Here is a 26549-nt window from a genome sequence, read left to right as displayed (position 1 = left end):
CCGTATCACCGCAGTTCAGTGGCCCTCGTCCAGGGACGGGGGCCACTGTCCACCGGGGGTATACGCAAGGTGTATACACGTGGTGTAGAGTCCCCGTCATGTCCATCAGCCACACTCTGCTCGGTCTCCTGGAGTCCGGCCCCCGCCACGGGTACGACCTGAAGCGGGCCTTCGACGAACGCTTCGGCCATGACCGCCCGCTGCACTACGGGCAGGTCTACTCGACCATGTCCCGGCTGCTGAAGAACGGTCTTGTGGAGGTCGACGGCGTCGAGGCCGGCGGCGGTCCGGAGCGCAAGCGGTACGCCATCACCGACGCCGGCGTCACCGACGTCGAGGACTGGCTCAGCCGCCCGGAGAAGCCCGAGCCGTACCTGCAGAGCACCCTCTACACCAAGGTCGTCCTCGCGCTGCTCACCGAGCGCGACGCGGGCGAACTGCTGGACACGCAGCGCGCGGAGCATCTGCGGCTGATGCGCGAGCTCACCCGTCGCAAGAAGGACGGCGACCTCGCGGACCAGCTCATCTGCGACCACGCGCTCTTCCATCTCGAGGCCGATCTGCGCTGGCTGGAGCTGGCGGCCGCGCGCCTCGACAAGCTCGCGAAGGAGGTGCGGCGATGACCTCGGCCACCACCACCGGCGCCCTGCTCAGCGCGCACGGACTGCACAAGACGTACGGCAGCACGCCCGCCCTGGCGGGCGCCGACTTCAGCATCAACGCCGGGGAGGTGGTCGCCGTGATGGGCCCGTCGGGCTCCGGAAAGTCCACCTTGCTGCACTGTCTGGCTGGCATCGTGCCGCCGGACTCCGGCACGGTGCGCTACAAGGACCGGGACCTGTCCGGCATGGCGGACGGCGGGCGGAGCGCGCTGCGCCGCTCCGACTTCGGCTTCGTGTTCCAGTTCGGCCAGCTGGTGCCCGAGCTGACGTGCACGGAGAACGTCGCGCTGCCGCTGCGCCTCGTCGGCGTCGGCCGCAAGGAGGCGAACGCGCGGGCCACCAGCTGGCTGGAACGGCTGGAGGTGGACGACGTACGCCACCACAGGCCCGGCCAGGTGTCCGGCGGCCAGGGCCAGCGCGTGGCCATCGCCCGCGCGCTGGTCGGCAACCCGGGGGTGATCTTCGCCGACGAGCCCACCGGTGCGCTGGACTCGCTGAACGGCGAGCGCGTGATGGAGCTGCTCACGGACGCCGCCCGGGACACGCACGCGGCGGTCGTGCTGGTCACCCACGAGTCACGGGTGGCGGCGTACTCCGACCGCGAGGTCGTCGTACGGGACGGCAAGGCCCGGGACATGGCGGGCGTCGGATGACCGGCACGAAAGCTCCGCCGCGCACCCGTGCCGGCGACGCGCCGCCGGACGGCGCGGACGGGCCGTACGGCAGCGGGGACGGCGACGGGCACGGCGGCGACGGGGGGCACGACGGCCGCGCCGGAGGCGGCGGTGACAGCGGCTGGGTCGCCGACCTGGCGATGGGCGCGCGCTTCGCGTTCGGAGGGGGACGCGAAGGCTGGACCCGTACGCTGCTCACCGCCGTCGGCGTCGGGCTGGGGGTGGCGGTGCTGCTGCTGGCGGCGTCCGTGCCGCACATGCTCGGCGCGCGGGACGCGCGCACCGACGCGCGGGACAACATGATCAGCACGACCGACATCGAGAAGTCCGACCGGTCGGCGCTCCAGCTGAGCGCCGACACCGAGTACCACGGCGACAGCATCAGGGGCCGCGTGCTCGACCCCGAGGGCTCGCGCCCGCCCGTACCGCCGGGCCTGGACAAGGTGCCGGCGCCGGGCGAGATGGTCGTCTCCCCCGCCCTGAAGAAGGTCCTCGAATCGGACGACGGCGCGCTGCTGCGGGAGCGGCTGCCGTACCGGATCACCGGGACCATCGCGGACGAGGGCCTCGCCGGGCCGAGCGAGCTGACCTACTACGCGGGCAGCGACGACCTCAGGCTCGACCCCGAGAACGAGGGCTTCACGAACCGCATCGACAAGTTCGACGAACCCGCCGAGGCGCCGCCGCTGCCACCCGAGCTGGTCGTGCTCATCATCGTCATCTGCGTGGTGCTGCTGCTGCCCGTGGGCGCGTTCATCGCCGCCGCCGTACGGTTCGGGGGCGAGCGGCGCGACCGGCGGCTCGCGGCGCTGCGGCTGGTCGGCGCCGACACCCGGATGACGCGGCGGGTCGCGGCGGGTGAGGCGGCGAGCGGGGCGCTGCTGGGCCTGCTCGTGGGCACGGCGGTGTTCCTGCCGCTGCGTCAGCTCATCGCGACGGTCGAGAGCCAGGACCTGACGGTGTTCGCGTCCGACGTGACGCCGAGCATCGGGCTCGCCGCACTCATCGCGCTCGGGGTGCCGGGGTGCGCCATCGCGGTCACGCTACTCGCGCTGCGCGGGGTGGTCATCGAACCGCTGGGCGTCGTACGGAAGTCGAGCCCGCCGAAGCGGCGCCTGTGGTGGCGGCTGCTGCCGACGGTGCTCGGCCTGGCGCTGCTCGTCCCGACGCTGAACGGCTTCGACAGCTCGTCGACGATCGGCACGTACCAGGTGGCGGCCGGCATCGTCCTGATCCTCGTCGGTGTCACCGCGCTGCTGCCGTGGCTCGTCGAGGCGGTCGTACGGCGGCTGCGCGGCGGCGCGGTGCCGTTCCAGCTGGCGGTACGGCGGCTCCAGCTGGACAGCGGCACGGCGGCGCGGGCGGTCAGCGGCATCACCGTGGCGGTGGCGGGGGCGATCGCGCTGCAGATGCTGTTCACCGCGGTGCAGGAGGACCAGACGCAGCGGACGGGCCGTTCGGAAGAGGCCGACGTCATGGTGATGGCGGACCTCGACTCCGAGCGGTACGCGAGCCTGCCGGGGAAGCTGGCGCGCACCGAGGGCGTGGCCGACAGCCTCCGGATGACGACCGGTTACACGGTGCTGGCCGGCGAGGGCGAGGACTCGCCCGGCGAGCAGCTCACGGTCGCCGACTGCGCCACGCTCAAGAGGATCGCGAAGCTGCCCTCCTGCCGGAACGGCGACTCGTTCCTGCTGGACACCTCCGAGAGCCAGTCCGGGCGTTCGCAGGTACGGGCCGGCTCGGTGCTCGACCTCACTGGCGGCACGTACGCCGGGAAGAAGCACAAGCCCGAGCTGTGGACGGTACCGAAGGGCACTCCGCAGGTGGAGGCGCGGCCCAGCCCGCTGGGCGACTTCCTGCCGGGGATCATCGCCACGCCCGGTGCCGTCGACATGTCGCGCGTTCCGGACGCCTCGTCGGAGACGTATCTGACGCTCGACCCGGAGAACCGGGACGCGTTGGAACACGTACGGAACACGACGGCGGCCGCCGACCCGGCGCTGTACGTGATGACGCTGAAGTCCGAGGCCACGTCCGGGCAGTTCGACGCGATCCAGCGCGGGCTGTACGTGGGTGCCGTCGGCATCCTGCTGCTGATCGGCGCCAGCATGGTCGTCTCCACGCTGGAGCAGCTCCGCGAACGGAAGCGGCTGCTCTCGGTGCTGATCGCGTTCGGCACGCGGCGCTCGACGCTCGCCTGGTCGGTGCTGTGGCAGACCGCCCTGCCGGTGGTGCTGGGGATGGCGCTGGCAGCCGCCACCGGCCTGGGGCTGGGCGTGGTGCTGCTGCGGATGACCGAGCAGCCGCTGGCCGTGGACTGGCTCGGGCTGGGCGTCATGACCGGGCTCGGCGGCGTGCTGATCCTGTTCGTGACGCTGCTCAGCATGCCGCTGCTGTGGCGGCTGATGCGGCCGGACGGCCTGCGTACGGAGTGAGGTCCGCGCCCCGGGTGAGGTTGCGCGGGGAGTGAGCGGAAGCGGGCGGTCCGGGCCTCTGGCCGGGACCGCCCGCTTCCGCTAAAGTGATATCACTTTGCTAGAAGGCAGAGAACGACCGCCAAACACGGGGAGCCCCGTATGACCACCAGCCAAGCCGTAGTCGATCCACAGGACCTGCCGGAGATGCCCTCACCACAGGTGCGCGAGACTCCGGCGCACAGCCTCCCCGGCGCGCTCGCCCTGGTGTTCAGCCTGGTCGGTGTGGTGCTCGGCGCCGGCGTCATCGTGCTCGGCGGCGTCATCGCCGCCAGCAACACGATGGGCGTCGCGCTCATGCCCGTCGGCGTCATCGTGCTGATCTGCTCGATCTTCGGGCTGATCGGGCTGAACATGGTGGCGCCGGGCGAGGCCCGCGTCGTGCAGCTGTTCGGGCGGTACACGGGCACCATCCGCCAGGACGGCCTGCGCTGGGTCAACCCGCTGTCCACCCGCACCAAGATCTCCACCCGGGTGCGCAACCACGAGACGGCAGTGCTCAAGGTCAACGACGCGGACGGCAACCCGATCGAGCTGGCGGCCGTCGTCGTCTGGCAGGTCGCCGACACCGCGCAGGCGAGCTTCGAGGTGGACGACTACGTGGAGTTCGTCTCCACGCAGACCGAGGCGGCCGTACGGCACATCGCGATCGAGTACCCGTACGACTCCCACAACGAGGCCGTGAGCTCCCTGCGCGGCAACGCCGAGGAGATCACCGAGAAGCTCGCCATCGAGCTGACCGCGCGGGTCGAGGCGGCCGGCGTGCGGATCGTCGAGTCCCGCTTCACCCACCTCGCGTACGCGCCCGAGATCGCCTCGGCGATGCTCCAGCGGCAGCAGGCGGGCGCGATCGTCGCGGCACGCAAGACCATCGTGGACGGTGCCTGCGGCATGGTGGAGGACGCGCTGCTCCGCATCACCGAGCAGGACTTCGTGCAGCTGGACGAGGAGCGCCGGGCGACGATGGTCAGCAATCTGTTGGTCGTGCTCTGCGGCGACCGCTCGCCCCAGCCCGTCATGAACACCGGGACGCTCTACCAGTGACCTATCCCGCCGACGACGGCACCGGGCCGAACGCCCGGGCCCAGGACACCGGTTCCGGGAACGCATCCGGTACGGGCGGCGGGCTGACGAGCGCCTCCGGCGGAGCACCCCCGGTACGGCGGACGACCAGCCAGCAGCGCAAGCAGGTGCTGCTGCGGCTCGATCCCGCGATTTACGAGGCGCTGGCCCGCTGGGCCGCAGCCGAACTCCGTTCCACCAACGCGCAGATCGACTATCTGCTGCGCAGGGCCCTCAAGGAGGCGCACCGCCTCCCGAGAGAGGCCGGCCCGCCCCCGCGGCGCGGCCGCCCGCCGCGCCACGACGGGTGAACGGCGGCGGGTGAACGGCGGCGGGTGAACGGCGGCGGGTGACCGGCGACAGGTGACCGGGACCCACCCGGACGTACGGAGGTGGTGGCGCGGTGCGGCTCAGCCGCCCCCGCCGCCGCCTCCGCCACCGTCGCCACCGCCGGAAGAACCGCCTCCGTCGCCGCCCGGTCCGGCGCTGCCGCCCAGATCCTGGCGCGCGGCCGAGGCAAGTCCCCCGCCGCTGCCGCGCCGCCCGCTCTCCGGCGGATCGTCAGCCGTGCCGGGCGGTGGAGTGGGCGCCACGGCGGCCACCGTCGCCCCGTGCGGCCCGGGGACGTCGCGTCGCGCCTGCTCGTCGGAGTACGACTTCAGATAGCCGACGACCGTGTTCGTGACCGCCACCAGCGGTACGGACACCACCGCGCCCGGGATGCCCGCGATGAGGCTGCCCCCCGTGACGGCGAGGACGACGGCGAGCGGGTGCACCCGTACGAGCCGGCCCAGGATGAACGGCTGCAGCACGTGGCTCTCGATCTGCTGCACGACCAGCACCACCACGAGCACCATCAGCGAGGTGAACACGCCGTTCGTGACCAGCGCGACCACCACGGCCAGCGAACCGGACAGGACCGCGCCGACGATCGGGATGAACGCGAACAGGAAGATGAAGACGGCCAGCGGCACCGCCATCGGCACATCCAGGAAGTAGATGCCGATGCCGATGAACACGGCGTCGATGAACGCGACTATGACCGTCCCGCGCACGTAGCCGGTCAGCGTGACCCAGGCCCGCGGACCCGCGCCCGCCACGCCCTCGCGGGCGGGGGCCGGCACGAACTTCAGGGTCCACTGCCAGATCCGCGGCCCGTCGTAGAGCAGGAACAGCGTCACGAAGACGGCCAGCAGCGCGCCGGTCAGGAACTCGAAGATAACGGTGACGCCCTCGAGTCCGGCGGAGGTGATCTCCTGGCTGTTGTCGCCGAGCCAGTCGCTGAGGTTCTTCGAGATGTCGTTGATCTGGTCCTCGTTGACATGGAACGGGCCGTCGATCGCCCACGTCCTGAGGTCCTCGATGCCCTGCTGGACCCGTTCGGTGAGCGTCGGCAGGTTCTCCATGACCTGCCACACCACGAACCAGCCCACCAGGCCCATGACCACGAAGCCGGTGATGAACGTGACGGCCGTCGCCAGTCCCCGCCCGAGCCCGAGCTTGCGGAACCGGGCGACGGTGGGCTGCATCAGCGCGGTGATCAGCAGCCCGGCGGCGAACGCCATGATGAGCAGCCCTATGGCACTGACCACCTTCATCAGCACCCAGATGACCCCGGCCAGCACCAGCAGCCGCCAGCCCGCCTCGGCCGCGACACGCAGCCCCCACGGCACCACCGCGGGCGGCTCGGGCCGCGGGGCGACGGCGGGCGCGTACGCCGGGGGCGCGGGCACCTGTACGGGCTCCGGCTCGGCGCCTGCCGCGGAGTCCTCGGGTACGTCCGCCTCCCGGCTCCCGCCGTCGGGCGCCGATGCCCGCGCCCGGCGTTCAGCCATCCGCCCCGCCCACTGCTGCACGCCGTTCAGGAACCTGTCCACCCTGCGAGTCATCCCTGCCCTCCGCCCCCCTTGACCTGACCACTGTCCGTTGCCGTGTGGGGGACGACGTTACCGGCGTGGATGGTTGCTTCTGACCCGCCGCCGTGTCGCGACACACCGTTCGCACGACGAAGGCACAGCACGAACACAGCTGCCCCTGGTCCGTTTCGGTCCCAGGGGCAGCTGCGGTGGAGCGGATGAACCGCTAGGGAATTCTCAGTACCAGTTGTTGGCCTGCCAGAACTCCCAAGCGCCACAGGGGCTGTCGTAGCGCTCGTTCATGTAGTTGAGGCCCCACTTGATCTGCGTGGCAGGGTTGGTCCGCCAGTCGGAGCCGGCGGAGGCCATCTTGGAGCCGGGCAGGGCCTGGACGAGGCCGTACGCGCCGGAGGAGGGGTTGGTGGCCGTGTAGTCCCAGCCGGACTCGTGGTCCACGATGTTCGAGAAGCACTGGAACTGGCCGGAGCCCACGATCTGCTGGGCCATGGCCTTGACCTCTGCGACCGAGTACGAGCCCTGCTGCGGGAAGTCGCCGCTGTCGGCGCGCTCCTCCGAGCGGCTCGCGGCCTCTTCCGCTTCGGCGCGCTCCTTGGCAGCCTTCTCCGCCGCCGCCTTCTTCTCGGCGGCCTCCTTCTTGGACGACGCGTGCTCGGCTGCCTGCTTGCGGGCTGCCTCCTGCGCGGACTGCTTCGCCGCCGAGTCCGCGGCGATGGACTGCGAGTCCGCCTGCTGCGACAGGGAAGCTGTCTGAACCTGGGTGTTGCCACCCGCGGGTATGTCCGCGAGGACGGTCGCGTCAGCGGCGGTCGCCTCGACGTCGTTCGTCGAGTCTCCCTGCTCGCTGCCCGAAGCCACTCCGACGACAGCGCCGACGGTGGTGACTGCGGTGGCGGACGCCACGGCGAATCCCCGGACCGAGATCCGGCTCACACGGTTTCCTTCCAACCTGCCCGCTGGTGTGACCTCGCGGGCGCAATCGTGCCCCTGGCGCTGACCTCCCTCGTACATGGCCACAGGAGGTACTGGCCCGGCTGGCTGCCCTGGTCCGGACGCGTCCGAACTGAGGTAGCCCGCGTGGTACTTCGGGCGGCATACGGCGAACAGCTGTTGACTTGTGTGGTGCTGCACCCCTGGAGGTGCGTGTGTGCCGTATGCGGGGCCTGACAGAAACCACACCCTGCCGGACACGGGCGGGTTGAGGCAATTCCGTGCTGAGTGGGAAAGCTCACAGGGCGTTTGGGACTTGCGATTGCCGGAAACACGAGCGCGGCCGGGGCCCGCGTGAGTAAGCTGCTGCGCTTACCCGCACGAACCCCGGCCGTGAACGACCCGGTCAGGCGGTTAAATCCGGCCTTCCTCCAGCATTTCGGTCACGAGCGCGGCGATCGGCGAACGCTCCGAACGGGTCAGCGTGATGTGCGAGAAGAGGGGATGGCCCTTCAACTTCTCCACGACGGCGACCACTCCGTCGTACCGCCCCACGCGCAGATTGTCCCGCTGTGCCACGTCGTGGGTGAGAACGACCCGTGAGTCCTGGCCGATCCGGGAGAGAACGGTCAGCAGAACGTTCCGTTCCAGCGACTGGGCCTCGTCCACGATGACGAACGCGTCGTGCAGCGAACGTCCCCTGATGTGCGTCAGCGGCAGCACCTCGAGCATGCCGCGGCCCACGACCTCCTCGATGACGTCGCGGCCCGCGACCGCCCCCAGGGTGTCGAACACCGCCTGCGCCCAGGGGTTCATCTTCTCGTCGTGCGTGCCCGGCAGATAGCCCAGGTCCTGACCGCCCACCGCGTACAGCGGCCGGAACACCATCACCTTCCGGTGCTGCCGCCGCTCCAGCACGGCCTCCAGGCCCGCGCAGAGCGCGAGCGCGCTCTTGCCGGTGCCTGCCCGCCCGCCCATGGACATGATGCCGACGTCGGGGTCGAGCAGCAGGTCCAGTGCGATGCGCTGCTCCGCGCTGCGGCCCTTGATGCCGAACGCCTCCCGGTCGCCGCGTACGAGCTTCACGCGCCCCTCGGGGGTGACCCGGCCCAGCGCCTTGCCCTTCTCGGACTGGAGCACGAGACCGGTGTGCACGGGGAGTTCGGCGGCCTCCCGGACGAACACGCTCTCGGCGCTGAAGAGTTCGTCGACGTCCTCGCCCGGGAGCGTGAGCTCCGCCATGCCGGTCCAGCCGGAGTCCGTGATGGCGAGCTCCGCGCGGTACTCCTCGGCGAGCAGCCCGACCGACGACGCCTTGATCCGCAGCGGCAGGTCCTTGGACACGACCGTCACGTCGTAACCCTCCGCCTGGAGGTTCCTGGCCACGGCCAGGATGCGCGTGTCGTTGTCCTCGAGCCGGAAGCCCGCGGGGAGCACCGTCGTGTCGGTGTTGTTGAGCTCCACGCGGAGCGTGCCGCCCAGGTCTCCGATGGGGACCGGGGCGTCGAGTCTGCCGTACTGGACGCGGTACTCGTCCAGGCGGCGGAGGGCCTGCCGTGCGAAGTAGCCGAGCTCGGGGTGATGCCGTTTCGCCTCCAGCTCGGTGATGACGACCACGGGGAGCACGATCTCGTGCTCGTCAAAACGGGCCATGGCGGACGGATCGGCGAGCAGCACACTGGTGTCGATGACATATGTGCGCCGGCCGAGCGGACTGCGCTTCTTGCTGGTCACCACGGGTTGACGTACCCCCTCGGATGAGGTCGGGGTGCGACGGCGTCGCGGGGGATGAAACCGGGCCCGGGCCGCGCTGAACGGGCCGGACTCCGGCCCTCCGCGTCCTGCTCCGCGGCATTGCCGCGGACGTCCGTGGTGTGCAACGGGCCTCCCGGGGCCGACACCCTGAGGGCGGGCACGGCCATGAGGGATATTCCCCCCATCGGGGGCCGCCATGCAACGGCATATGACGGCGGTGAGCTGAACGATCAGTGACGATCAGTTGCCGTAGCGCCGGTGGCGTGCCGAGTAATCACGCAGCGCACGGAGGAAATCGACCTTCCGGAAGGCGGGCCAGAAGACTTCGCAGAAGTAGTACTCCGAATGGGCGCTCTGCCAGAGCATGAAGCCCGACAGGCGCTGCTCGCCGCTGGTGCGGATGACGAGGTCCGGGTCGGGCTGGCCGCGGGTGTAGAGGTGCTCGGAGATGTCCTCGACGGTCAGCGTCTCCGCCAGGTCCTCCAGCGTCGCGCCACGGGTGGCACGGTCGGCGAGCAGCGAGCGGACGGCGTCCGTGATCTCCTGCCGGCCGCCGTAGCCGACGGCGACGTTCACGAGTATCCCCTGGTTCTCCCGGGCATCCTGCTCGGCCTCCTTCAGCACCTTCTGCGTACTGGCCGGCAGCAGGTCCAGCTGGCCCACGTGGTGCACCCGCCAGCGGCCGTCCGCGGCGAGGTCGCGCACCGTGTCCTCGATGATGCCGACGAGCGGCAGCACCTCCTCCTCGGCGCGGTTCAGGTTGTCCGTGGACAGCATCCAGAGGGTGACGACCTCCACATCGGTCTCGGCGCACCAGCTCAGCAGTTCCTGGATCTTCACGGCACCCGCCTGGTGCCCCTGCTCCGTCGTCCCCCCGGAGGCACGGGCCCAGCGCCGGTTGCCGTCCAGGATCACCCCGATGTGCTTGGGCACCCGCTCGTGGTCGAGGCGGTCCTCCACACGGCGCGCGTAGAGCCTGTACACCAGGTCGCGAAGCTTCATGGGAATGGCCAGCCCTCCGTGCCGAGTCCGGGAACCCCAGAACCTTACTGCCGGTGGACGTGTCCAACGAAGCCGAAGGTCGTACACGGACTCGAAAACAGCAGAAAAGCACGTGCTCTTGATAGGAAAGTCCCATGAACGACGACGCTCCACTCTTCCAAGCCTCGGCCACGCGGTACGACACCATGGAGTACCGCCGCACCGGCCGCAGCGGTCTGCGGCTGCCAGCGATCTCGCTCGGCCTGTGGCACAACTTCGGCGACGACCGTTCGATCGGCTCCCAACGGGCCATCCTGCGGCGCGCCTTCGACCTCGGAGTGACCCACTTCGACCTCGCCAACAACTACGGCCCGCCCGCCGGCTCGGCCGAGACCAACTTCGGCCGCATCTTCGCCGAGGACTTCCGTCCATACCGCGACGAACTGGTCATCTCGACCAAAGCGGGCTACCTCATGCACCCCGGCCCGTACGGCGAGTGGGGCTCCCGCAAGTACCTGCTGTCCTCGCTCGACGCCTCGCTTCAGCGGATGGGGCTCGACCACGTCGACATCTTCTACTCCCACCGCTACGACCCGGACACCCCGCTCGAGGAGACGATGGGCGCGCTCGCGTCCGCCGTACAGCAGGGGAAGGCGCTGTACGTGGGGGTGTCCTCGTACAACTCCGAGCGCACGCGCGAAGCGGCGCGGCTGCTCCGCGAGATGGGGGTGCGGCCGCTGATCCACCAGCCGTCGTACTCGATGATCAACCGCTGGACGGAAGACGACGCGCTGCTCGACACGCTGGAGGGGGAGGGCATGGGCTGCATCTCCTTCGCACCGCTCCAGCAGGGCATGCTCACCGACAAGTACCTCGGCGGCATCCCGGAGGGCTCGCGGGCTTCGCAGGGCAAGTCGTTCAACCCGGAGTGGCTGACGGACGAGGTACGGCGGCGGCTCCACGGCCTGAACGACATCGCGCAGCGGCGCGGCCAGTCGCTGGCGCAGCTGGCGCTCTCGTGGGTGCTGCGCGACGAGCGGATGACGTCGGCGCTGATCGGCGCGAGCAGCGTCGGGCAGCTGGAGGCGAACGTGGCGGCGCTGGGCGCGCCGAAGCTGACGGACACGGAGCTGGCGGAGATCGACACGCTCGCCACGTCGGAGCCGGGCGTGAACATCTGGTCGCGCAGCAGCGACAGCTGAGGTCGTGACGGCGAGCCACGCGGTCCTGCGTACGTGAACGGGCCGGTCCGCGCCCATAGAAGCGGGCCGGTCCGTGGGGGACTGCGATCCTCCGGGGGACGACCCCCGTACCCCCGCGCATCCCCCGCCCGTAAAAGCGGGCCGGTCCGTGGGGGGATACGGACCGGCCCGAGGGGGGGTTTCCACCATAGCCCCTATACGTGGCGTCTTCGCGCATCCGCGGCCGTGTTCACACAACCGGTCCGGAACGCCCGCCGCGCGGCTACGCGGCGAGCCCCCCGAGCAGCACCCCGGCCAGCGCGCCGAGCACCATGAAGGGCCCGAACGGCACCTCCGTGCCGCGTTCCGCGCGGCCGGACAGCAGCAGCACCGCCCCGTACGCGGCGAGCAGCAGGAACCCCAGGAAGGCGCCCGCGAGCAGGACGCCCCACCCGTACCAGCCGAGCGCGACGCCGAGCGTGAGCGCCAGCTTGACGTCACCGAAGCCCATACCACTCGGATTGATGAAGAACAGCAGGAAGTAGACGCTCGCCAGTACGACGCCGCCCAGCAGTGCCCGGCGCCAGCTGCCCGCCGCGTGCGGCTGGAGCGCGGCGACGCCGAGCAGCGTGCCGGTGCCTGCGGCGAGCGGGAGGGTGAGGACGTCGGGCAGCCGGTTCACGGCCCGGTCCACGGCGGCGAGCAGCAGCGCGAACGGGGCGGCCAGCAGCCATACGCCCAGCTCGGGCCGTACCCCCACGACCGCCGCCAGCAGGCCGCAGACCAGCGCGCCCGCGAGGACGAACACCGGCTCGCCCGGCCCGTACGTGCGGCAGCACACGTCGCACCACGCCCGCCCGAGCCAGCCGCTGACCGCGCCGTCCAGCGCGTGCCCGGCCGGGCACCTGTCCCGCCACGGCTCCTCGGGCTCGACGGCGAGCCGGTAGACGGCGCGGGGTAAGAGCAGACCCACGCCCGCGCCGTACCAGGCGGCGAGAGCCGTCCACAGCGTCAGCACACCGTGAGCCTACGCGGGCGCGTGCCGAGCCGTGTACTGCGCGAACGGCTCGGTGCCTGCCTCCGCGCGCAGCTCGTCCACGCGTTCCGGATCGCGGCAGGGCCAAGGCGCGGCGCTGCACGTCCAGTTGGCGGTCGGCGTGCCACGCGGGCTGTTCGGCGGGGGCGGCCCGGCCCGGCCCGTCCTCAGCCCGCCTCGCGTCCCAGCCAGGCCGCCAGCCGCCCGTACGCGTCCGCGCCCTCCGGGGCCTCCCGCACCGGGGCGAACGGGGTGGGGCCACCGCGGCGTTCGGCCGGAACGGCGCGGTGGGCGACGGCCAGCGCGTACTCCGCGAGCTCCGGGTCCAGCGTCCGTACGTGCTCACCGCCGAGCGCCTCTGCGAGGTCCCAGGTGTGCGTGACCGTGTCGAGCACGAGGCCGGAGAGCGCTGCGCGCCCCGGCACCTCGCCCCACGGCAGCGTGTACGCCGCGTCCAGCAGGGCGTCGTCCGCCCATGCCGCCGTGAGGCCGGCGCGTGCCGAGGCGTACGCCTCGGCCCAGGCAGCGCTGTCGTCCGGGATGCCGGTGGGCACTGCGGGCGCGTCCATGGCCGTGCCGGCGCCGCCCTCCCCCAGCCGCGCGAAGCGCCGCGTGGCGTCGACGATGTGGCCGAGCAGCGCGCGGACGTCCCACTCGTCGCAGGGGGTCGGGTCGTCGAACCGGCCGGGGCCGACGGCGGCGATCAGCGTGGCCGCCTGGTCGGCGGCCCGTGCGTGGTACGGGCGGGGATCGGCGCTCTGCTGCCGGGGGGAGGCGGTCATGGGTACGGCTCCTCTGCTTGCTTGCCGGTGTCTGCGCGGTGCAGCCTGCCCGCATAACTTGACAGCTCTCGTCATATATCTCCGGCATCCTGGATCCGTGAAGTCCGACCGGCTCCTCTCGATCCTGCTGCTCCTCCAGACCCGCGGCCGCGTCCCGGCCGCCGAGCTGGCCGAGCGGCTGGAGGTGTCCGCGCGCACCATCTACCGGGACATCGACTCGCTCTCCGCCGCCGGAGTGCCGGTATACGCCGAGCGCGGGCGGCACGGCGGCATCGCCCTGCTGCCCGGCTTCCGTACGGACGTCACGGGCCTCACCGCGGACGAGTCCCGCGCCCTGTTCGTACTGGCGGCGCAGAGCGCGCACTCCGCGCTCGGCCTGGAGAAGGCGCTGAGCTCCGCGCTGCGCAAGGTCATGGCGGCGCTCCCGGCACCGCACCGGCCGGCCGCCGAACTGACCAGCCGCCGCATCCTCGTCGACCCCGACCGCTGGCTGGCGGGCACGCGCAGGGGCGACGCCGTACCGCGGCCCGTGGACCTGGACGTGCTGCACACGGCCGTCTTCGCCGACCGGAGGCTGCGCATCCGCTACCGCCACAGCGGGGAGAGCGAGCAGCGTACGTACACGGTCGACCCGTACGGGCTGGTCGCGAAGGCCGGGACCTGGTACCTGGTCGCGGACCGGCGCGGGCGCCCGCAGCTGTTCCGTGCGGACCGGGTGGCGGCGGCCACGGTCACGGACGCGCCCGTACGGCGCCGGGACGGCGTCGAGCTGGCGGACGCGTGGGACGTGCTGCGCCGGGAGGTGGAACGGCGGCCGGAGGGCGTACGCGTACGGGCGCGGGTGCGGCGCGGGCGGCTCGACATGTTCACCCGTATCTCGGGCGCCAGCCTGGCGCGCGTACTGCCCGACGCGGGCGCGGACGCGGACGCGCACGGGGCCGGAGACGGGGCCGGGGCCGGGGCCTGGGCCCCTGACCCATATCCCGCCCTCTACCCCTTCGGCGCTTTGGGCGTCGGGGGCGACCGTAGCGTGCAAAGATAGGAGTCCAGAGACAGCTCCCCCCCAGGGGACAGGCACCCGGGCGACGGAAGGGCGAACGGCCGCACCCCGCGAGGGGGCGGCCGTTCGCTGCATCCGGGACCCGCGCCTAGGGGGTCTCATCCGGGGCGCCGCCGGGCCGCAGCTCGGCGAGGCGCGCGAGGGCATCGCGTACGTCGTCCGCGTCCCGCTCGCGGTCGCTGAGCTCCGTACGCCCGACGTCCTCGGCCCGCGCCAGCAACCGCTCGGCCTCGGCGTCCTCCCCGAGCCGCTGCGCGAGGTCCCCGCGGAGCACGAGCAGCCGCAGGAGCTGCGCGGGCGTGGGCCGTTCGCCGGTCAGCCCCAGCACCCGGTCGATGATCTTCGCGGCCCCCGGCAGATCCTCCTTGGAGTCCACGAACAGATCCGCCATGTGCAGCGCCCGCGCGAACTTCTCCTTGGGCACGGGCCGCATGCGCTGATCCTCACTGATCGGCTGCCCGACCCGGATGCTGTTCCCACCGGGATCGGTCATCAGAAACTGCCGCACCCCGTACGACATGTCCTTGACCGGCCCGATCCGCGGCAGCCCCCGACTGGGTATCCGCCCGTACGCGGCCTTGAGCCCCCGCCGGAAGTCGGCGAAGAGGGCGTCCACGCCGTCGGTGAGGACGTAGCAGCCGGAGTACGACTGCGCGGGGTCGTAGCCCTTCATGGCGAAGAACTGCAGCTGGACGGGGCCGCGTTCGACGACGGCGTACGCGTACGGGCTCTTCTGGAGGAAGGTCGTCTCGAAGCCGAGCGCGGTGTAGAAGTCGACCACGGGCTGGATCTGGTGGCAGGGCAGCAGGGGAATGGTCTGGGTGGAGGTCATGCCGGGCAGTCTAGTCAAAATTGAATAGTGTGCAGCCCTCGCGGGCGGCGGGGCACCGCTCAATACCTGTGGATCGGCCCCGGAAGGGCTGCCTCTCGGACCGTGGAGGGCGTACCTTCCCGGGTGTGAAACGTCCGCTGCTGTTCCTGGACGTCGACGGACCTCTCCTGCCGTTCGGCGATGGCCCGCAACGCGAACCGTCGAGCACCGCGGCGGATTCGCACCTGATGCGGCTCGACCCCCGAATCGGGCCTTGCCTCGCGGCACTGCCGTGCGAGCTGGTCTGGGCCACCACCTGGGAGGAGGAGGCGAACACCGACATAGCACCTCGGCTCGGCCTGCCGCCCCTGCCGGTCGTGCGCTGGCCGGCGACCTCCGACGCGCACGAACGCGAGGACCAGTGGTACGGGCTCCACTGGAAGACCCGAACCCTGGCGGCATGGGCGGATGGACGCCCGTTTATCTGGGTCGACGACGAGATCACCGACGCAGATCGAAACTGGGTGTCCACCCACCACCCCGCCCCGGCCTTCCTTCACCACATCGCGTCGTCCCACGGCCTCACCAACGAGGACTTCGCAGTCCTCGACCGATGGCTGCGGGCCACTTGAGGCTCCCCCGCGGCGAGCTGCAGCAAGCTCAAGCGCCAGTGACGCCCGGGCGCCGCCGCGCCGCGTAACGCCCGTGCCGGGAGCGGGCGTTGGCCGGTGCGGCGGCGCTGTACGGGGCGCTGGCGGAGGGTGTGCCGTGAGCGCGGGGGAGTTGCTGGCGGCGGCGGGGGAGTGCGCCGTGTGCAAGGAGTACGCCCACAGTGGGGTCTCCCCAGGGCGAAGCCCGAGGGGAAGTGTGCTGGTCGCGGTGGTCGAAGTCGGCTCGGGAACGGGCGCGTTGGTGCACGGGTGCCTGCCGTGTGCCCGTACGCGGGCGGCGTCGCCGTTCGCGCCCCGTGGCTCGCGGAGGACTTGGCCGTCATCGACGCGGAACGCAGTGAAGCCCGTTCGCGAGATCCCGGTGGTGGACGGTGAGCCCTGTCAGACGCTCGGCGTGAGTGATGTCGGCGAAGACTCCTTCCATCAGGCGAACGGCCGCTCGAAGTCGGTGGCGCGGGCGGACATCATGCTTCGCATGAAGGCGGAGATGAAGCGAGCGCTGCTCATGGCGGGTGCCGGCCTCGCGGCTGTCGCGTACGGGCTCCTCCTGTGGCGAGGGCCCTGGTGGTTCGACGGCGGGCACCTGCGGGAGCGGGAACTGGAGCCGGCGGACGGTGTCGTCATCACCAGCTTCCGTACGACCCTCGTCGCCTTGGGCGCAGGGGTCGTCGCCGGACTCAGCCTGTACTACACGCACAAGAGCCACCGGCAGACCGAGAAGCTCTTCGAGCTCAGCAGGGAGGAACAGGTCACCGGGCGCTATGTCGAGGCCATGAAACTGCTCGGCTCCGACGACACGCACCAACGGCTCGGCGGCATCTACAGCCTCGAACGCATCATGCGCGACAGCGCGAAGGACCACGCCACGGTGGTGGAGGTGCTCGCCGCGTTTCTCCGCAACCAGTCCGTCGAGGGCAGGGATCCGCAACTGGTGGTGCTCAGCGAAAGAGAGCAGAGGTCGCGTTCGCCCGAGGACATCCAGGCCGCCCTCACCGTCCTCTGCCGCAGACCTCACCGCGACGGGGAGCCCCGCATCGATCTGCGGCTCGCCCTGCTCGGCCGCGCCAAGATGCAGGTGGGCAGGCTCAACGGCGTGGACTTCGAACGGGCCGATCTCACGGGAGTTGACTTCACACACGCGGACCTGACGTACGCGGATTTCGAGCACTCGATACTTCAGGAAGTCAACCTGACCGGGGCCGACCTGACGGGAGCGGACCTACGGGGGGCGAGTCTCGTCGGCGTCCAAGGGCTGACCGTCGCGCAGGTCGTACGGGCACACCTCGACCGGGAGACCGTGCTGCCCGAGGAGATCGCCGACGACTTCCGCGTACAGGAACGCATCGAGGAATGCACGTACGACGAGTAGGCGCGATGGGAGAGTCCCGTACGCACTTGGACGGCTGCGGTCCCGCCTGCGGCAGCTGGTGTCAGAAGCACGTACGGCCGCCGATGCGGAGGGGGCGTCCTGGCGGGAGCGGGGACTCCAGCGGTACGGGGTCCGGGACCTCCGGCCAGTCGATGCGGTCCGGTTCGCCGTCCGAGCCGATCCGTACGCGGCTGCCGAGGTCGTATTCGGCGACCGGCTGGCCGGGCCGGTGCACGTACAGGAAGGCGCCCTCCTCCTCGTCGTCGCCGTCCTCGAAATCGAAGTTGTCGCCGGTCAGGGCCTCGTCGGCGAAGGCCCGCGCGGCGGCGAAGGAGTCGAACAGGAAGTAGCCGCTGTCCGGGTTGTTGTTGTCGACCCACGAGCAGAGGCGCAGCAGGACGAACCCGTGCCGCCCGTGGCTCAGCTCAGGGCGGGGCTTCGTGAACCTCGCCTCGTCCCAGGACTCGCCGTCGGGCAGCGTCCGTTCGCCGTCGGGCAGCGCGTCCAGGTGCATCAGGGCGGCGCGTGCGCAGCTGTCCCACGGGTCCCGGCGCAGCGCCTCCTCGTACGCGTGGACGGCGCCTTCGCGGTCGCCGGACCAGGTGAGGGCGTGCCCGAGGTACAGGGGCACGAGGGCGTCGCCGGGGTCGACGTGCAGGGCTGCCCGTGCGGCCTCGACGGCCTGTTCCGCGAGGGGGCGGCTGACGCCTTCCGCGTCTTCCTCGCACATGCCGTTGAGGAGGGTGCCGTCGTCGTCATCGAAGTCGCAGCACGCTTCGGCGTCCACGCAGTGCCACAGCGCGAAAGTCGCCGCCGCGGCGCGCAGGACGGCGAGGGTCGCGGCGGTCTCGGCGTCGTCGGGGGCGCTCCGGCGCTCGGCCTCGTCGCAGTGGCGGCGGGCCTCCGCCAGGGGTTCGAGGCACCCGTCCTCCCCGCCGATGCACCTGAGCCGGAATTCGCAGTCCTGGAGCGCGCGGCTCGCGCGGACGAGGAGCACGCCGGCGCTGTCGTCGGTCATGCCGCCGCAACCTACCGCGCCGCCCGAGTGCGGCCTGGTCCGGGGTGGTCGGCGGCCACCCGGCGGCCGAGCCGCAGGAGCCGGTCGCCCGGCGCTGAGCATCGTACGGAGGCGGGCACACGCACCACCCAGGGGCGCGCGCCCGCCTCCGTACGGTGGCGGAAGCGGGCACCGTACGGAGGCGTTCCGGGGCAGACGCGTCAGACGCCCGCCGCGTCCCTGTCGTGTGGCGGTCCGGCCGCGGACGCCGGCTGCGCGGGCGGGGCCGCCGGTCCGCCCTCGCTGAGGCCGAACCGCCCGTGGAACCGGCGCAGGAACGGCGGCGCGTACCAGGCGGAGCGGCCCAGCAGGCGCATCGCGGCGGGCAGGAGGACGCCGCGTACGGCGACCGCGTCGATGAGGATGGCCAGCCCGGTGCCCAGGCCGAACATCTTCATGAAGCTGATCTCGGCCGCGCCGAAGGCGAAGAAGCTCACCGCCAGCAGGCAGGCGGCGGCGCTGACGACGCGTCCCGTGTGCCCGAGGCCGTTGACCACGGCGGGCTCCGTGTCCTCGCCCTGGTCGTGGAGTTCCTTGATCCGGCTGGTGACGAACACCTCGTAGTCCATCGAGAGGCCGAACGCGATGCAGAACATCAGCACGGTCATCGAGGTGTCCATCGGACGCGGCGTGAAGCCGAACAGGCCGGCGAGGTGGCCGTCCTGGAACATCCACGTCATGACGCCGAGGGCCGCGCCCAGGCTGATCCCGTTGAGGAGCAGGGCGCGCAGAGGATGCACGACGCTGCCGGTGAACAGGAACAGAGGAGGAAGGTGCTGATCGCGATCCAGGCCGCGGCGGCCGGGAGGCTGCCGCTGATGGCTTCCTTGGAGTCGACCAGTTCGGCGTCGGTGCCGCCGACCAGGACGTGCGATCCGGCGGGCGGTTCGGACGCCCGTACGTCCTTGACGAGGCTCTCGGCCTCCGCCGACTTCGGCGTCAGCGAGGTCACCACGTTGATCCGCTGAGCGTCGGGGCGGCCGAGGGCGGCGCTCGCCGGGCCGGCGGGCTCGGACACGCCGTCGGCGTGCGTTCCCGTGGACGACTCGACGCGGAGGACGCCCTGGAGCCGGGACAGCTTGTCCGCGTACGGGGTCAACTCGCCTTCGCCGACGGCCCCGTCGAGGACGACGTGGACGGCCGCGTCGTCGTTGCCGTCGAAGTTCTTCTGCAGCGCCGCGGAGACCTGGCGGCTCTCGGCGTCCTCGGGCAGGACCTTTTCGTCGGCAGTGGTGAAGCCGATGCCCAGGAGCGGGCTCGCGGCCAGCAGCAGTACGGCGAGCACCGGCAGGGCCGTGAGCGCGGGCCGCCGCATGACGGTGGCGGCCAGCCGCCCCCAGAAGGGCGCGCGGCCGGCGGGGCGCCGTCCCGGCTTCACCCACGGCAGCCGCCCGCTGTTGACCCGGTGCCCCAGGACGGCGAGCAGAGCGGGCATCACGAACAGGGTGGCAACGGCGGCGATGGCGACGACGCCGACTCCCGCGTACGCGAACGAGCGGAGGAAGAACTGCGGGAACACCAGGAGGGAGGCCAGCGCGACGGCCACCGTGGCGGCGGAGAACGCCACCGTACGGCCCGCGGTGCGCACCGTGTGCCGTACGGCGTCGGGTACGTCCGCCCCTGCCGCGAGCTGCTCCCGGAAGCGGCTGACCATCAGCAGGGCGTAGTCGATGCCCAGCCCGAGGCCCAGGGCGGTGGTCAGGTTGGTCGCGAAGATGGAGACGTCGGTGGCGCCGCCGAGGAGGGCGAGTTCGGCGAAGGTGCCCGCGATCGCGAAGACGCCGATGACCAGCGGCAGCAGGGCCGCGACGACGCTGCCGAAGACGAACAGGAGCAGCACGAGCGTCAGGGGGACGGCGATCGTCTCGGCCAGGACAAGGTCCTTGGGCGTCTGCGCCGACAGGTCGTTGATGACGGCGGTGCCGCCGCCGGCCCTGACGTCGAGCCCGCCCTCGTACGAGCCGGTGAAGTCGTCGATGATGCCCTTGACGTTCTTGCCCTGCCCGGACTCGCCGCCCTTCACATGGGCGAGCACCATGGCGTCGCGGCCGTCCTTCGAGCGGAGTTCGGGGCTGCCCGTGTCCCAGTACGAGTACACGTTCTCCAGGTGCTCCTCCTGCTTGAGATCGGTCACCAGGGCCCGGCCCGCCTCCTTCGCCTCGGGGGTGTCGGCGCGGCCTCCGGGGGCGCGTACGAGCAGCACCAGGTTCGTCTCGCCGCCGAACTTGTCGTCGATGGCCTCCGCGGCCCTGGTGGAGTCGGCGGCGGGGTCGGCGTAGCCGCCGTCGACCAGCTTGCCGAACGCGCCGGCCCCGACGGCACCCATCAGGGCCAGCGCCAGGACGGCGACCACGAGTACCAGCCGGGACCGGCGAATGGCCAGTTCGGCTATGCGCTCAAACACGCACTTCTCCTTTGCGTTCCTGCGGTGAAAGAGCGTGCAGCAGTCGGGATGACATGGAGGGGCAGGGAAACGTGCGCCCTTGCTGACGCCGGGAAGAGACGACGCGGACGGACCGCTCAGGGCGGTCCGGACCGCCCTGCGGGGCCGGGAGCGCGGTATCGCACTCCCTGTCGCCGCCGCCGACGCTAGCGGGGAGCAAGAGGATTTGGCAGTGTTAGATTTTCCTCACAGTGTGCACACTTCCGGTGCCGTACGGGCGCGGCCGTCGTACGGTCGCCACATGCCCCCACCGGAATCCGCGACGGAGTCCCCGACGGCCATACCCACGCTGCGGCAGCGGCGCCGGGCCGTGGCCACGCAGGAGATTCTGAGCGCCGCCGAAAGCCACATCACCGAACACGGGCCGGCCGCGCTGTCGCTGCGCGCGGTCGCCCGCAGCCTCGGCATGACCGTGCAGGCGCTCTACCACTACTTCCCGAGCCGGAACGACCTGGTCACGGCGCTCGTCACGAAGACGTACGACGACCTGGCCGACGCCGTACAGGCGGCCGTGGACGCGGCTCCGTACGGTGCGACTTCGGGCGACGCGCCTCCGTACGGTGAGCCTCCGTACGGCACCGCCGTGCCCCGGCTGGTCGTCGCAACGGAGGGCTACCGCCGCTGGGGCATCACCCATCCCGAACGGTTCCAACTCCTCTACGGCACGCCGCTGCGGGACTACCAGGCACCCGTGGACGGCCCGACCACACAGGCCAACCGCCGGATGAGCGCGATCTTCGAGCGGGAGCTGTTCGGCGACTTCACCACGGCGCAACTGGCCTCGGCAGACATCCGTGGACTGTCGCCGTCATTCCGGGCGCATCTGGAGTCCCTGCCGCGGGACGCGCTGCGAGATCTGCCGCCGCCCGCGACGGCGCTCCTGCTGAGCGCGTGGGGGCAGATGCACGGGCTCGTCGTGCTGGAGGTATTCGGCCACACGGCGTTCCTCGGCGAGCATCAGGCCGAGGTGTTCCGTACGGTGATGCTCGACATGTACGAGGGCATCCGCGCCCGTATCCCCGCCCCGGCCCCGGAAGCCGACACCGCCACGCCGCCGGACTGACCCCCGCCGGGGAGGCCCCCGCAGGGGGCGTGCGGGGCCGTGGGAACACGGATGCGGGCAGCGGGCGCCGCCGCGCCCGCTGCCCGCATCCCGTCGTATTCGGCGCCGGTCCGTCTCGGGTCAGTCGTCCCAGGTGACGAGGAGCTTGTCCGCGCCGTAGTGCATCGCCCGTTCCCGCAGGGGTACTTCGGACGGGTCGACCGCGAGTCGTAGCGTCGGGAAGCGGTCGAAGAGCTTGGACAGGCCGATGCGGAGGGTGGCCCGTGCGAGGTGCTGGCCCAGGCACTGGTGGATGCCGAAGCCGAACGCCACGTGCTTCCGCGCGGAGCGGGTGACGTCGAGTTCGTCGGCGTCCGTGAAGAAGTCGGGGTCGCGGTTGGCCGCCGGCAGCGAAAGCACCACCGTCTGGCCCTTCTTGATGGTGATGCCGCCGATCTCGACGTCTTCGAGGGCCGCCCGGCTGGCGCCGAACTGCGATACCGTCAGATAGCGCAGCAGCTCCTCGACGGAACCCTCGACGATCTCCGGGTTCGCGCGGAACTTCTCCAGCTGCTCCGGGTGTTCGAGCAGGGCGAACGTGGACAGGCCCATCATGTTCGGGGTCGTGTCCAGCGCGCCGCCGATGATGATCCACGCCATGTTGGCGATCTCGTCGACCGTCAGCTCGCCCGTGGCCACGAGGTGGCTGAAGATGTCGTCCGACGGCTGCTCGATGCGCTGCTCCACCAGCTGCACGAGGAGCTTCTGGACCTCCTCCATGTGGTAGACGAACTCCTCCATCGTGTACTGGAGGGCGAAGATCGCGGCGAAGTGCGTGGACATGTTCGCGACCATGTCCGGCGGCACGCCCATCATGGAGCACACCGAACGGGCCGGGATGACCTCGGCGAACTCACTGATGAGGTCGAGCGGCCGGTCCTTGGTCTCCAGCTCGTCCAGCACCTCGTCGATCAGCTTGGCGAGCGTCGGCTCGTACTCGCGGATCTTGCGCACGGTGAAGTGGCCGGCCAGCAGCGTCCGGTACTTGGTGTGCTCCGGCTTGTCCATCCGTACGAAGGAGCCCGGCGCGGACGGCTCCGGCTCGTACTTCTCGATCGGGAACGGCGGCTCGATGAGGTGCGCGCAGAGCTCGTTGCGGTGGCTGAAACGGTTGTCGGCGAGGATCTGGCGTACGTAGTCGTGCCGGGTGACGAGCCAGCCGTTCGGGTCCTGTGGCGCGATCTTGAACCGGATCGGGCTGATGGGCTCTTCCTCACGGAGCCTGCCGTACTCCTCGGCCGGGTCGAACGGACAGGTCCGCTTGCTCGGGACCACCGGTGCTTCCACCATGGGGGGTGATTCCTTTCTCATGAGTTCCACATCTCGCGAAACTGGCGGGGGGCACTAGGCCCGGCTCACCGTCAGCGGCAGACGGCGGGGGGCCGAAGATGTTGCCGGCGTGGACGACGGCCGTTCGCTGCCGTGCACGCGGAAGTCGGAGTAGCGGTCGAGCAGCAGATCGAGCACTGAGGGGCCTCCCGCCGCGGGCGGCGCGCCGACGCCGGTGGCGGATGCCGTATCCGAAGGCCACTTCCTGGCGTCGTGGAGGCTCGGGCCTAGTGTCTTCGTGCCGGAAGAAGTGCGTGTGCCCGCCGGGCCGGCCCCCGAGTCCCGGCGGCGCCAGCGATGCCGGACTGCCCCTGCGCCTGCCCCTGCTCCCGTACGGCCGGCGGGTCCTGGTCCTGCTGCACTGCCACTGGTCGTTCCTCCAGCTGATCGTTCACCCTCCAAGCCGAGCACGAAGCCGCGAGGGCGGGCCAGTGTGGGCCGTGAATTCTAGGGATTCAGTCACTCATCCCGCCCCCGGACAGGCACCCCGGCGGTACGGCAGGGTGAACTGCCGTACCGCCCGTGGCCCTTCACCCCTCGGAAACACGGATGCGGGCAGCGGGCGCCGCCGCGCCCGCTGCCCGCATCCCGTCGTGTCCGGCGGCTTCGCCGCCTTGCGGCCGTGGCTCAGTCGCCCCAGGTGACCAGGAGCTCGTCCACGCCGTAGTGCGCCGCCCGTTCCCGCAGGGGGACTTCGGACGGGTCGACCGCGAGTCGCAGGGTCGGGAAGCGGTCGAAGAGCTTCGACAGGCCGATGCGGAGGGTGGCGCGCGCGAGGTGCTGGCCGAGGCACTGGTGGATGCCGAAGCCGAACGCCACGTGCTGGCGCGCGGAGCGGGTGACGTCGAGTTCGTCGGCGTCCGTGAAGAAGTCGGGGTCGCGGTTGGCGGCAGGCAGCGAAAGGACCACTGTCTGGCCCTTCTTGATGGTGATGCCGCCGATCTCGACGTCTTCCAGGGCCGCGCGGCTGGCGCCGAACTGCGAGACCGTCAGATAGCGCAGCAGCTCCTCGACGGGGCCCTCGACGTTCTCGGAGTTCGCGCGGAACTTCTCCAGCTGCTCCGGGTGTTCCAGTAGGGCGAACGTGGACAGGCCCAGCATGTTCGGCGTGGTGTCCAGCGCGCCGCCGATGATGATCTCGGCGACCTTGGCGAGCTCGTCGACCGTCACCTCGCCCGTGGCCATGAGGTGGCTGAAGATGTCGTCCGACGGCTGCTCGACGCGCTGCTCCACGAGCTGCACGAGGAGCTTCTGGACCTCGCCCGAGTGGTGGAGGAACTCCTCCAGCGTGTACTGGAGGGAGAAGAGCGCGGCGAAGTGGGTGGCCATGTCCGCGACCATGTCCGGCGGCACGCCCATCATGGAGCACACCGAACGGGCCGGGATGATCTCGCAGAACTCACTGATGAGGTCGAGCGGCCGGTCCTTGGTCTCCATCTCGTCCAGGACCTCGTCGAACAGCTTCACCAGCGTCGGCTCGTACTCGCGGATCTTGCGCACGGTGAAGTAACTGGCCAGCAGCTTCCGGTACTTCGAGTGTTCCGGGTTGTCCATCCGCGAGAAGTAGCCCGGCGGGGACGGCTGCGGCTCGTACTTCTCGATGGGAAACGGCGGCGAAATGAGGTGCGCGCACAGCTCGTTCCGGTGGCTGAAGCGGTCGTCGGCGAGGATCTGGCGGACGTATTCGTGCCGGGTGACGAGCCAGCCGTCGGGGTCCTGCGGGGCTATCTTGAACCGTATCGGGCTTATCGGCTCTTCCTCGCGGAGCCTGCCGTACTCCTCGGCCGGATCGAACGGACAGGTCCGCTTGCTGGGTACCACCGGTGCTTCCACCATGGCGGCTATTCCTCTCTCATCTCATGAAACTCACATCTCGCGAAACTGACAGGGGGGTGGCGGCCTGCGCGCACGGTGGCGGCAGGCCCAGATTTCGACGCCCGGAATCACTGCTCCCGGGTCACTGCTCCCGGAATCAACTGCTCCCGGTTTGCTACGCCCGGCTCACCTTCAGTGGCAGACGGCGGGCGCCGAAGATGTTGCTGCCGTGGAACGACACGGGTTCGCTGCGGTCCACGCGGACGTCGGTGTACCGGTCGAGCAGGAGGTCCAGCACAATGCGGGCCTCGAGCCGCGCGATCGGTGCGCCGATGCAGTAGTGGATGCCGTGCCCGAAGGCGACCTGCTTGGCGTTGTGGCGGTCCGGGTCGTACGTGTCGGGGTCGTCGAAGACCTCGTCGTCCCGGTTCGCCGACAGCAGCCACAGGTGGAGCTGGGAGCCCGACGCGACCTGCACGCCGGAGATCTCCACGTCGCGCATGGCGACCCGTTCGACCTTCGTGAACGGGGAGCGCATACGGAGGGTCTCCTCGATGCACGGGGTGATCAGCTTGCGGTCCTCCCGCAGCTCCTTGAACAGCTCCGGGCGCTCGTCCAGGCACATCAGCAGGTTGCCGAGCAGCACGGACGTGGTGATGTGGCCCGCGAGGAGCAGCAGCGCGGAGAAGTTGATGACCTCCATGTCGTTCAGCTGCTCCCCGTCCACCTCCGCCGCGCAGAGCTGGCTGATCAGGTCGTCCTGCGGCTCGGCGCGGCGCGCGTCCACGAAGCCCTGGAGGTACGCGCCGAGCGCCTCCGCCGTGCTGCTCAGCCCGGCGACGCTCTCGGGGTCCTCGGGGTCGACGGCGAGCAGGTTGTTCGCCCACTGCTGGAACTGGTCCCGGTCGGAGCCCGGGACGCCGAGCATCATGGAGATCACCGTGACGGGCAGCGGGTTGGCGAGCGCGTCGTTCATCTCGAACGAGTCGGCGCCGGCCACCGCGTCCAGCAGTTCCTCGGTGATCTCGGTTATTCGCGGCTCCAGCGCAGCGACCATCTTCGCCGTGAACGCCTTGCTGACCAGGCGCCGCAGCTTGCCGTGGTCCGGCGGGTCGAGCATGAGCAGCTGGCCGCCGGACGGCTTCTGCTTACCGCCGGAGCCCTTGCTCACCAGGTCGGAGGAGAACACCGCCGGGTCGGTCACGACTCGCATGATGTCCTCGTGCCGGAAGAGGTGCACGTGCCCGTTGGGCGCGTGCCACACCGGGGCCTCCCGGCGCATGCGGGCGAGCCAGCCGAGCAGCGTGGCGCCGCCGTCCGGCTCCACCGTCGGCGCCTTGGGGACCTCCGGGCCAGGGACGGCGGCCGGCCCCGGCCCCTGCCCCGGCTCCCGTGCGGCTGGCGGGTCCTGGTGCTGGTCCTGCTGCACTACCACTGGCTTTCCTCCCGTGATCGTTCGGCGTCCAAGCCGAGCACGA

The 26549-nt window shown here is 70.9% G+C and carries 21 protein-coding genes and 1 pseudogene; 10 read left to right on the top strand and 12 right to left on the bottom strand.

The genetic code is table 11. The features are described from left to right. The first annotated feature begins 98 nt into the window (after positions 1–98). From DVA86_RS29525 to DVA86_RS29505, 5 genes are all read left to right on the top strand, one after another. A complete protein-coding gene (locus DVA86_RS29525; RefSeq protein ID WP_208882902.1) occupies positions 99–623 on the top strand; it encodes a PadR family transcriptional regulator in 525 nt (174 codons plus the stop codon). Further along, the gene (locus tag DVA86_RS29520; protein ID WP_208882900.1) at positions 620–1315 is read left to right on the top strand and encodes an ABC transporter ATP-binding protein; all 696 of its coding nucleotides are present in this window, start codon (positions 620–622) and stop codon (positions 1313–1315) included. Before DVA86_RS29525 ends, DVA86_RS29520 begins: the two co-directional genes overlap by 4 nt. Beyond that, positions 1312–3774: an FtsX-like permease family protein gene (locus DVA86_RS29515; RefSeq protein WP_245997334.1), complete on the top strand. Its 2463-nt coding sequence runs from the start codon at positions 1312–1314 to the stop codon at positions 3772–3774. The genes DVA86_RS29520 and DVA86_RS29515 overlap by 4 nt, the downstream gene beginning before the upstream one ends. A 141-nt stretch (positions 3775–3915) precedes the next feature. Beyond that, positions 3916–4857, top strand: coding sequence for an SPFH domain-containing protein (locus DVA86_RS29510; RefSeq protein ID WP_208882898.1), 942 nt, complete (start codon positions 3916–3918; stop codon positions 4855–4857). An 83-nt stretch (positions 4858–4940) separates the two neighbouring features. Continuing rightward, positions 4941–5186 carry a type II toxin-antitoxin system antitoxin gene (locus DVA86_RS29505; protein ID WP_208885329.1) on the top strand — a complete coding sequence of 82 codons (246 nt, stop codon included), beginning with the start codon at positions 4941–4943 and terminating at the stop codon, positions 5184–5186. Positions 5187–5285: 99 nt separating this feature from the next. Here the strand turns inward: DVA86_RS29505 and DVA86_RS29500 are convergent, their stop codons facing one another. The 4 genes from DVA86_RS29500 to DVA86_RS29485 all read right to left on the bottom strand — a co-directional run bounded on the left by DVA86_RS29500 (position 5286) and on the right by DVA86_RS29485 (position 10436). Beyond that, entirely contained in the window at positions 5286–6764 is a 1479-nt protein-coding gene (locus DVA86_RS29500) for an AI-2E family transporter (RefSeq protein ID WP_208882896.1), read from the bottom strand. Between the two features lie 204 nt (positions 6765–6968). Then, entirely contained in the window at positions 6969–7682 is a 714-nt protein-coding gene (locus tag DVA86_RS29495) for an aggregation-promoting factor C-terminal-like domain-containing protein (RefSeq protein WP_245997332.1), read from the bottom strand. 411 nt (positions 7683–8093) lie between these two features. Further along, positions 8094–9416, bottom strand: coding sequence for an RNA 5'-3' helicase PhoH2 (gene phoH2, locus DVA86_RS29490; RefSeq protein WP_208882892.1), 1323 nt, complete (start codon positions 9414–9416; stop codon positions 8094–8096). Between the two features lie 258 nt (positions 9417–9674). Next, positions 9675–10436 carry an isoprenyl transferase gene (locus DVA86_RS29485; protein ID WP_208882890.1) on the bottom strand — a complete coding sequence of 254 codons (762 nt, stop codon included), beginning with the start codon at positions 10434–10436 and terminating at the stop codon, positions 9675–9677. A gap of 134 nt (positions 10437–10570) precedes the next feature. On the opposite strand from DVA86_RS29485, the gene mgrA reads away from it, so the two are divergent. Then, on the top strand, positions 10571–11617 hold the full coding sequence (gene mgrA, locus DVA86_RS29480; protein ID WP_208882888.1) for an L-glyceraldehyde 3-phosphate reductase: 1047 nt from the start codon (positions 10571–10573) through the stop codon (positions 11615–11617). 262 nt (positions 11618–11879) lie between these two features. On the opposite strand, the gene DVA86_RS29475 is transcribed toward mgrA, so the two are convergent. Further along, entirely contained in the window at positions 11880–12614 is a 735-nt protein-coding gene (locus DVA86_RS29475; protein ID WP_208882886.1) for a prepilin peptidase, read from the bottom strand. A 185-nt stretch (positions 12615–12799) separates the two neighbouring features. Next, positions 12800–13414 (bottom strand): TIGR03086 family metal-binding protein, encoded by a 615-nt coding sequence (locus DVA86_RS29470; protein WP_208882884.1) that lies wholly within the window; start codon positions 13412–13414, stop codon positions 12800–12802. Between the two features lie 97 nt (positions 13415–13511). On the opposite strand from DVA86_RS29470, the gene DVA86_RS29465 reads away from it, so the two are divergent. Then, the gene (locus tag DVA86_RS29465; protein ID WP_208882882.1) at positions 13512–14456 is read left to right on the top strand and encodes a helix-turn-helix transcriptional regulator; all 945 of its coding nucleotides are present in this window, start codon (positions 13512–13514) and stop codon (positions 14454–14456) included. A gap of 106 nt (positions 14457–14562) precedes the next feature. Here the strand turns inward: DVA86_RS29465 and DVA86_RS29460 are convergent, their stop codons facing one another. Beyond that, the gene (locus DVA86_RS29460) at positions 14563–15306 is read right to left on the bottom strand and encodes a bleomycin resistance protein (protein ID WP_208882880.1); all 744 of its coding nucleotides are present in this window, start codon (positions 15304–15306) and stop codon (positions 14563–14565) included. 125 nt (positions 15307–15431) lie between these two features. Here DVA86_RS29460 and DVA86_RS29455 point away from each other — a divergent pair, with 125 nt between their 5' ends. Together DVA86_RS29455 and DVA86_RS29450 are read left to right on the top strand one after the other, a co-directional pair. Then, positions 15432–15917: an HAD domain-containing protein gene (locus DVA86_RS29455; RefSeq protein WP_222623382.1), complete on the top strand. Its 486-nt coding sequence runs from the start codon at positions 15432–15434 to the stop codon at positions 15915–15917. 433 nt (positions 15918–16350) lie between these two features. Next, positions 16351–17325 carry a pentapeptide repeat-containing protein gene (locus tag DVA86_RS29450; RefSeq protein WP_245997330.1) on the top strand — a complete coding sequence of 325 codons (975 nt, stop codon included), beginning with the start codon at positions 16351–16353 and terminating at the stop codon, positions 17323–17325. A gap of 61 nt (positions 17326–17386) precedes the next feature. On the opposite strand, the gene DVA86_RS29445 is transcribed toward DVA86_RS29450, so the two are convergent. Continuing rightward, positions 17387–18343 (bottom strand): tetratricopeptide repeat protein, encoded by a 957-nt coding sequence (locus tag DVA86_RS29445; protein ID WP_208882876.1) that lies wholly within the window; start codon positions 18341–18343, stop codon positions 17387–17389. 200 nt (positions 18344–18543) lie between these two features. Beyond that, positions 18544–20786 (bottom strand): annotated as a pseudogene (locus DVA86_RS29440) (MMPL family transporter). Between the two features lie 280 nt (positions 20787–21066). Here DVA86_RS29440 and DVA86_RS29435 point away from each other — a divergent pair. Further along, positions 21067–21888: a TetR/AcrR family transcriptional regulator gene (locus tag DVA86_RS29435; protein ID WP_208882874.1), complete on the top strand. Its 822-nt coding sequence runs from the start codon at positions 21067–21069 to the stop codon at positions 21886–21888. Positions 21889–22008: 120 nt separating this feature from the next. Here the strand turns inward: DVA86_RS29435 and DVA86_RS29430 are convergent, their stop codons facing one another. The 3 genes from DVA86_RS29430 to DVA86_RS29420 all read right to left on the bottom strand — a co-directional run bounded on the left by DVA86_RS29430 (position 22009) and on the right by DVA86_RS29420 (position 26506). Then, positions 22009–23217: a cytochrome P450 gene (locus DVA86_RS29430; RefSeq protein WP_208882872.1), complete on the bottom strand. Its 1209-nt coding sequence runs from the start codon at positions 23215–23217 to the stop codon at positions 22009–22011. 666 nt (positions 23218–23883) lie between these two features. Further along, complete coding sequence (locus tag DVA86_RS29425) at positions 23884–25092, bottom strand: cytochrome P450 (protein WP_208882870.1); 1209 nt, start codon at positions 25090–25092, stop codon at positions 23884–23886. Between the two features lie 154 nt (positions 25093–25246). Further along, entirely contained in the window at positions 25247–26506 is a 1260-nt protein-coding gene (locus tag DVA86_RS29420) for a cytochrome P450 (RefSeq protein ID WP_245997328.1), read from the bottom strand. Positions 26507–26549: the final 43 nt, after the last annotated feature.

The sequence above is a fragment of the Streptomyces armeniacus genome, from assembly GCF_003355155.1.
Lineage (GTDB): Bacteria > Actinomycetota > Actinomycetes > Streptomycetales > Streptomycetaceae > Streptomyces > Streptomyces armeniacus.
Note: the sequence above shows the minus strand (reverse complement) of the source record. Positions and strands in the feature narration are given on the sequence as shown.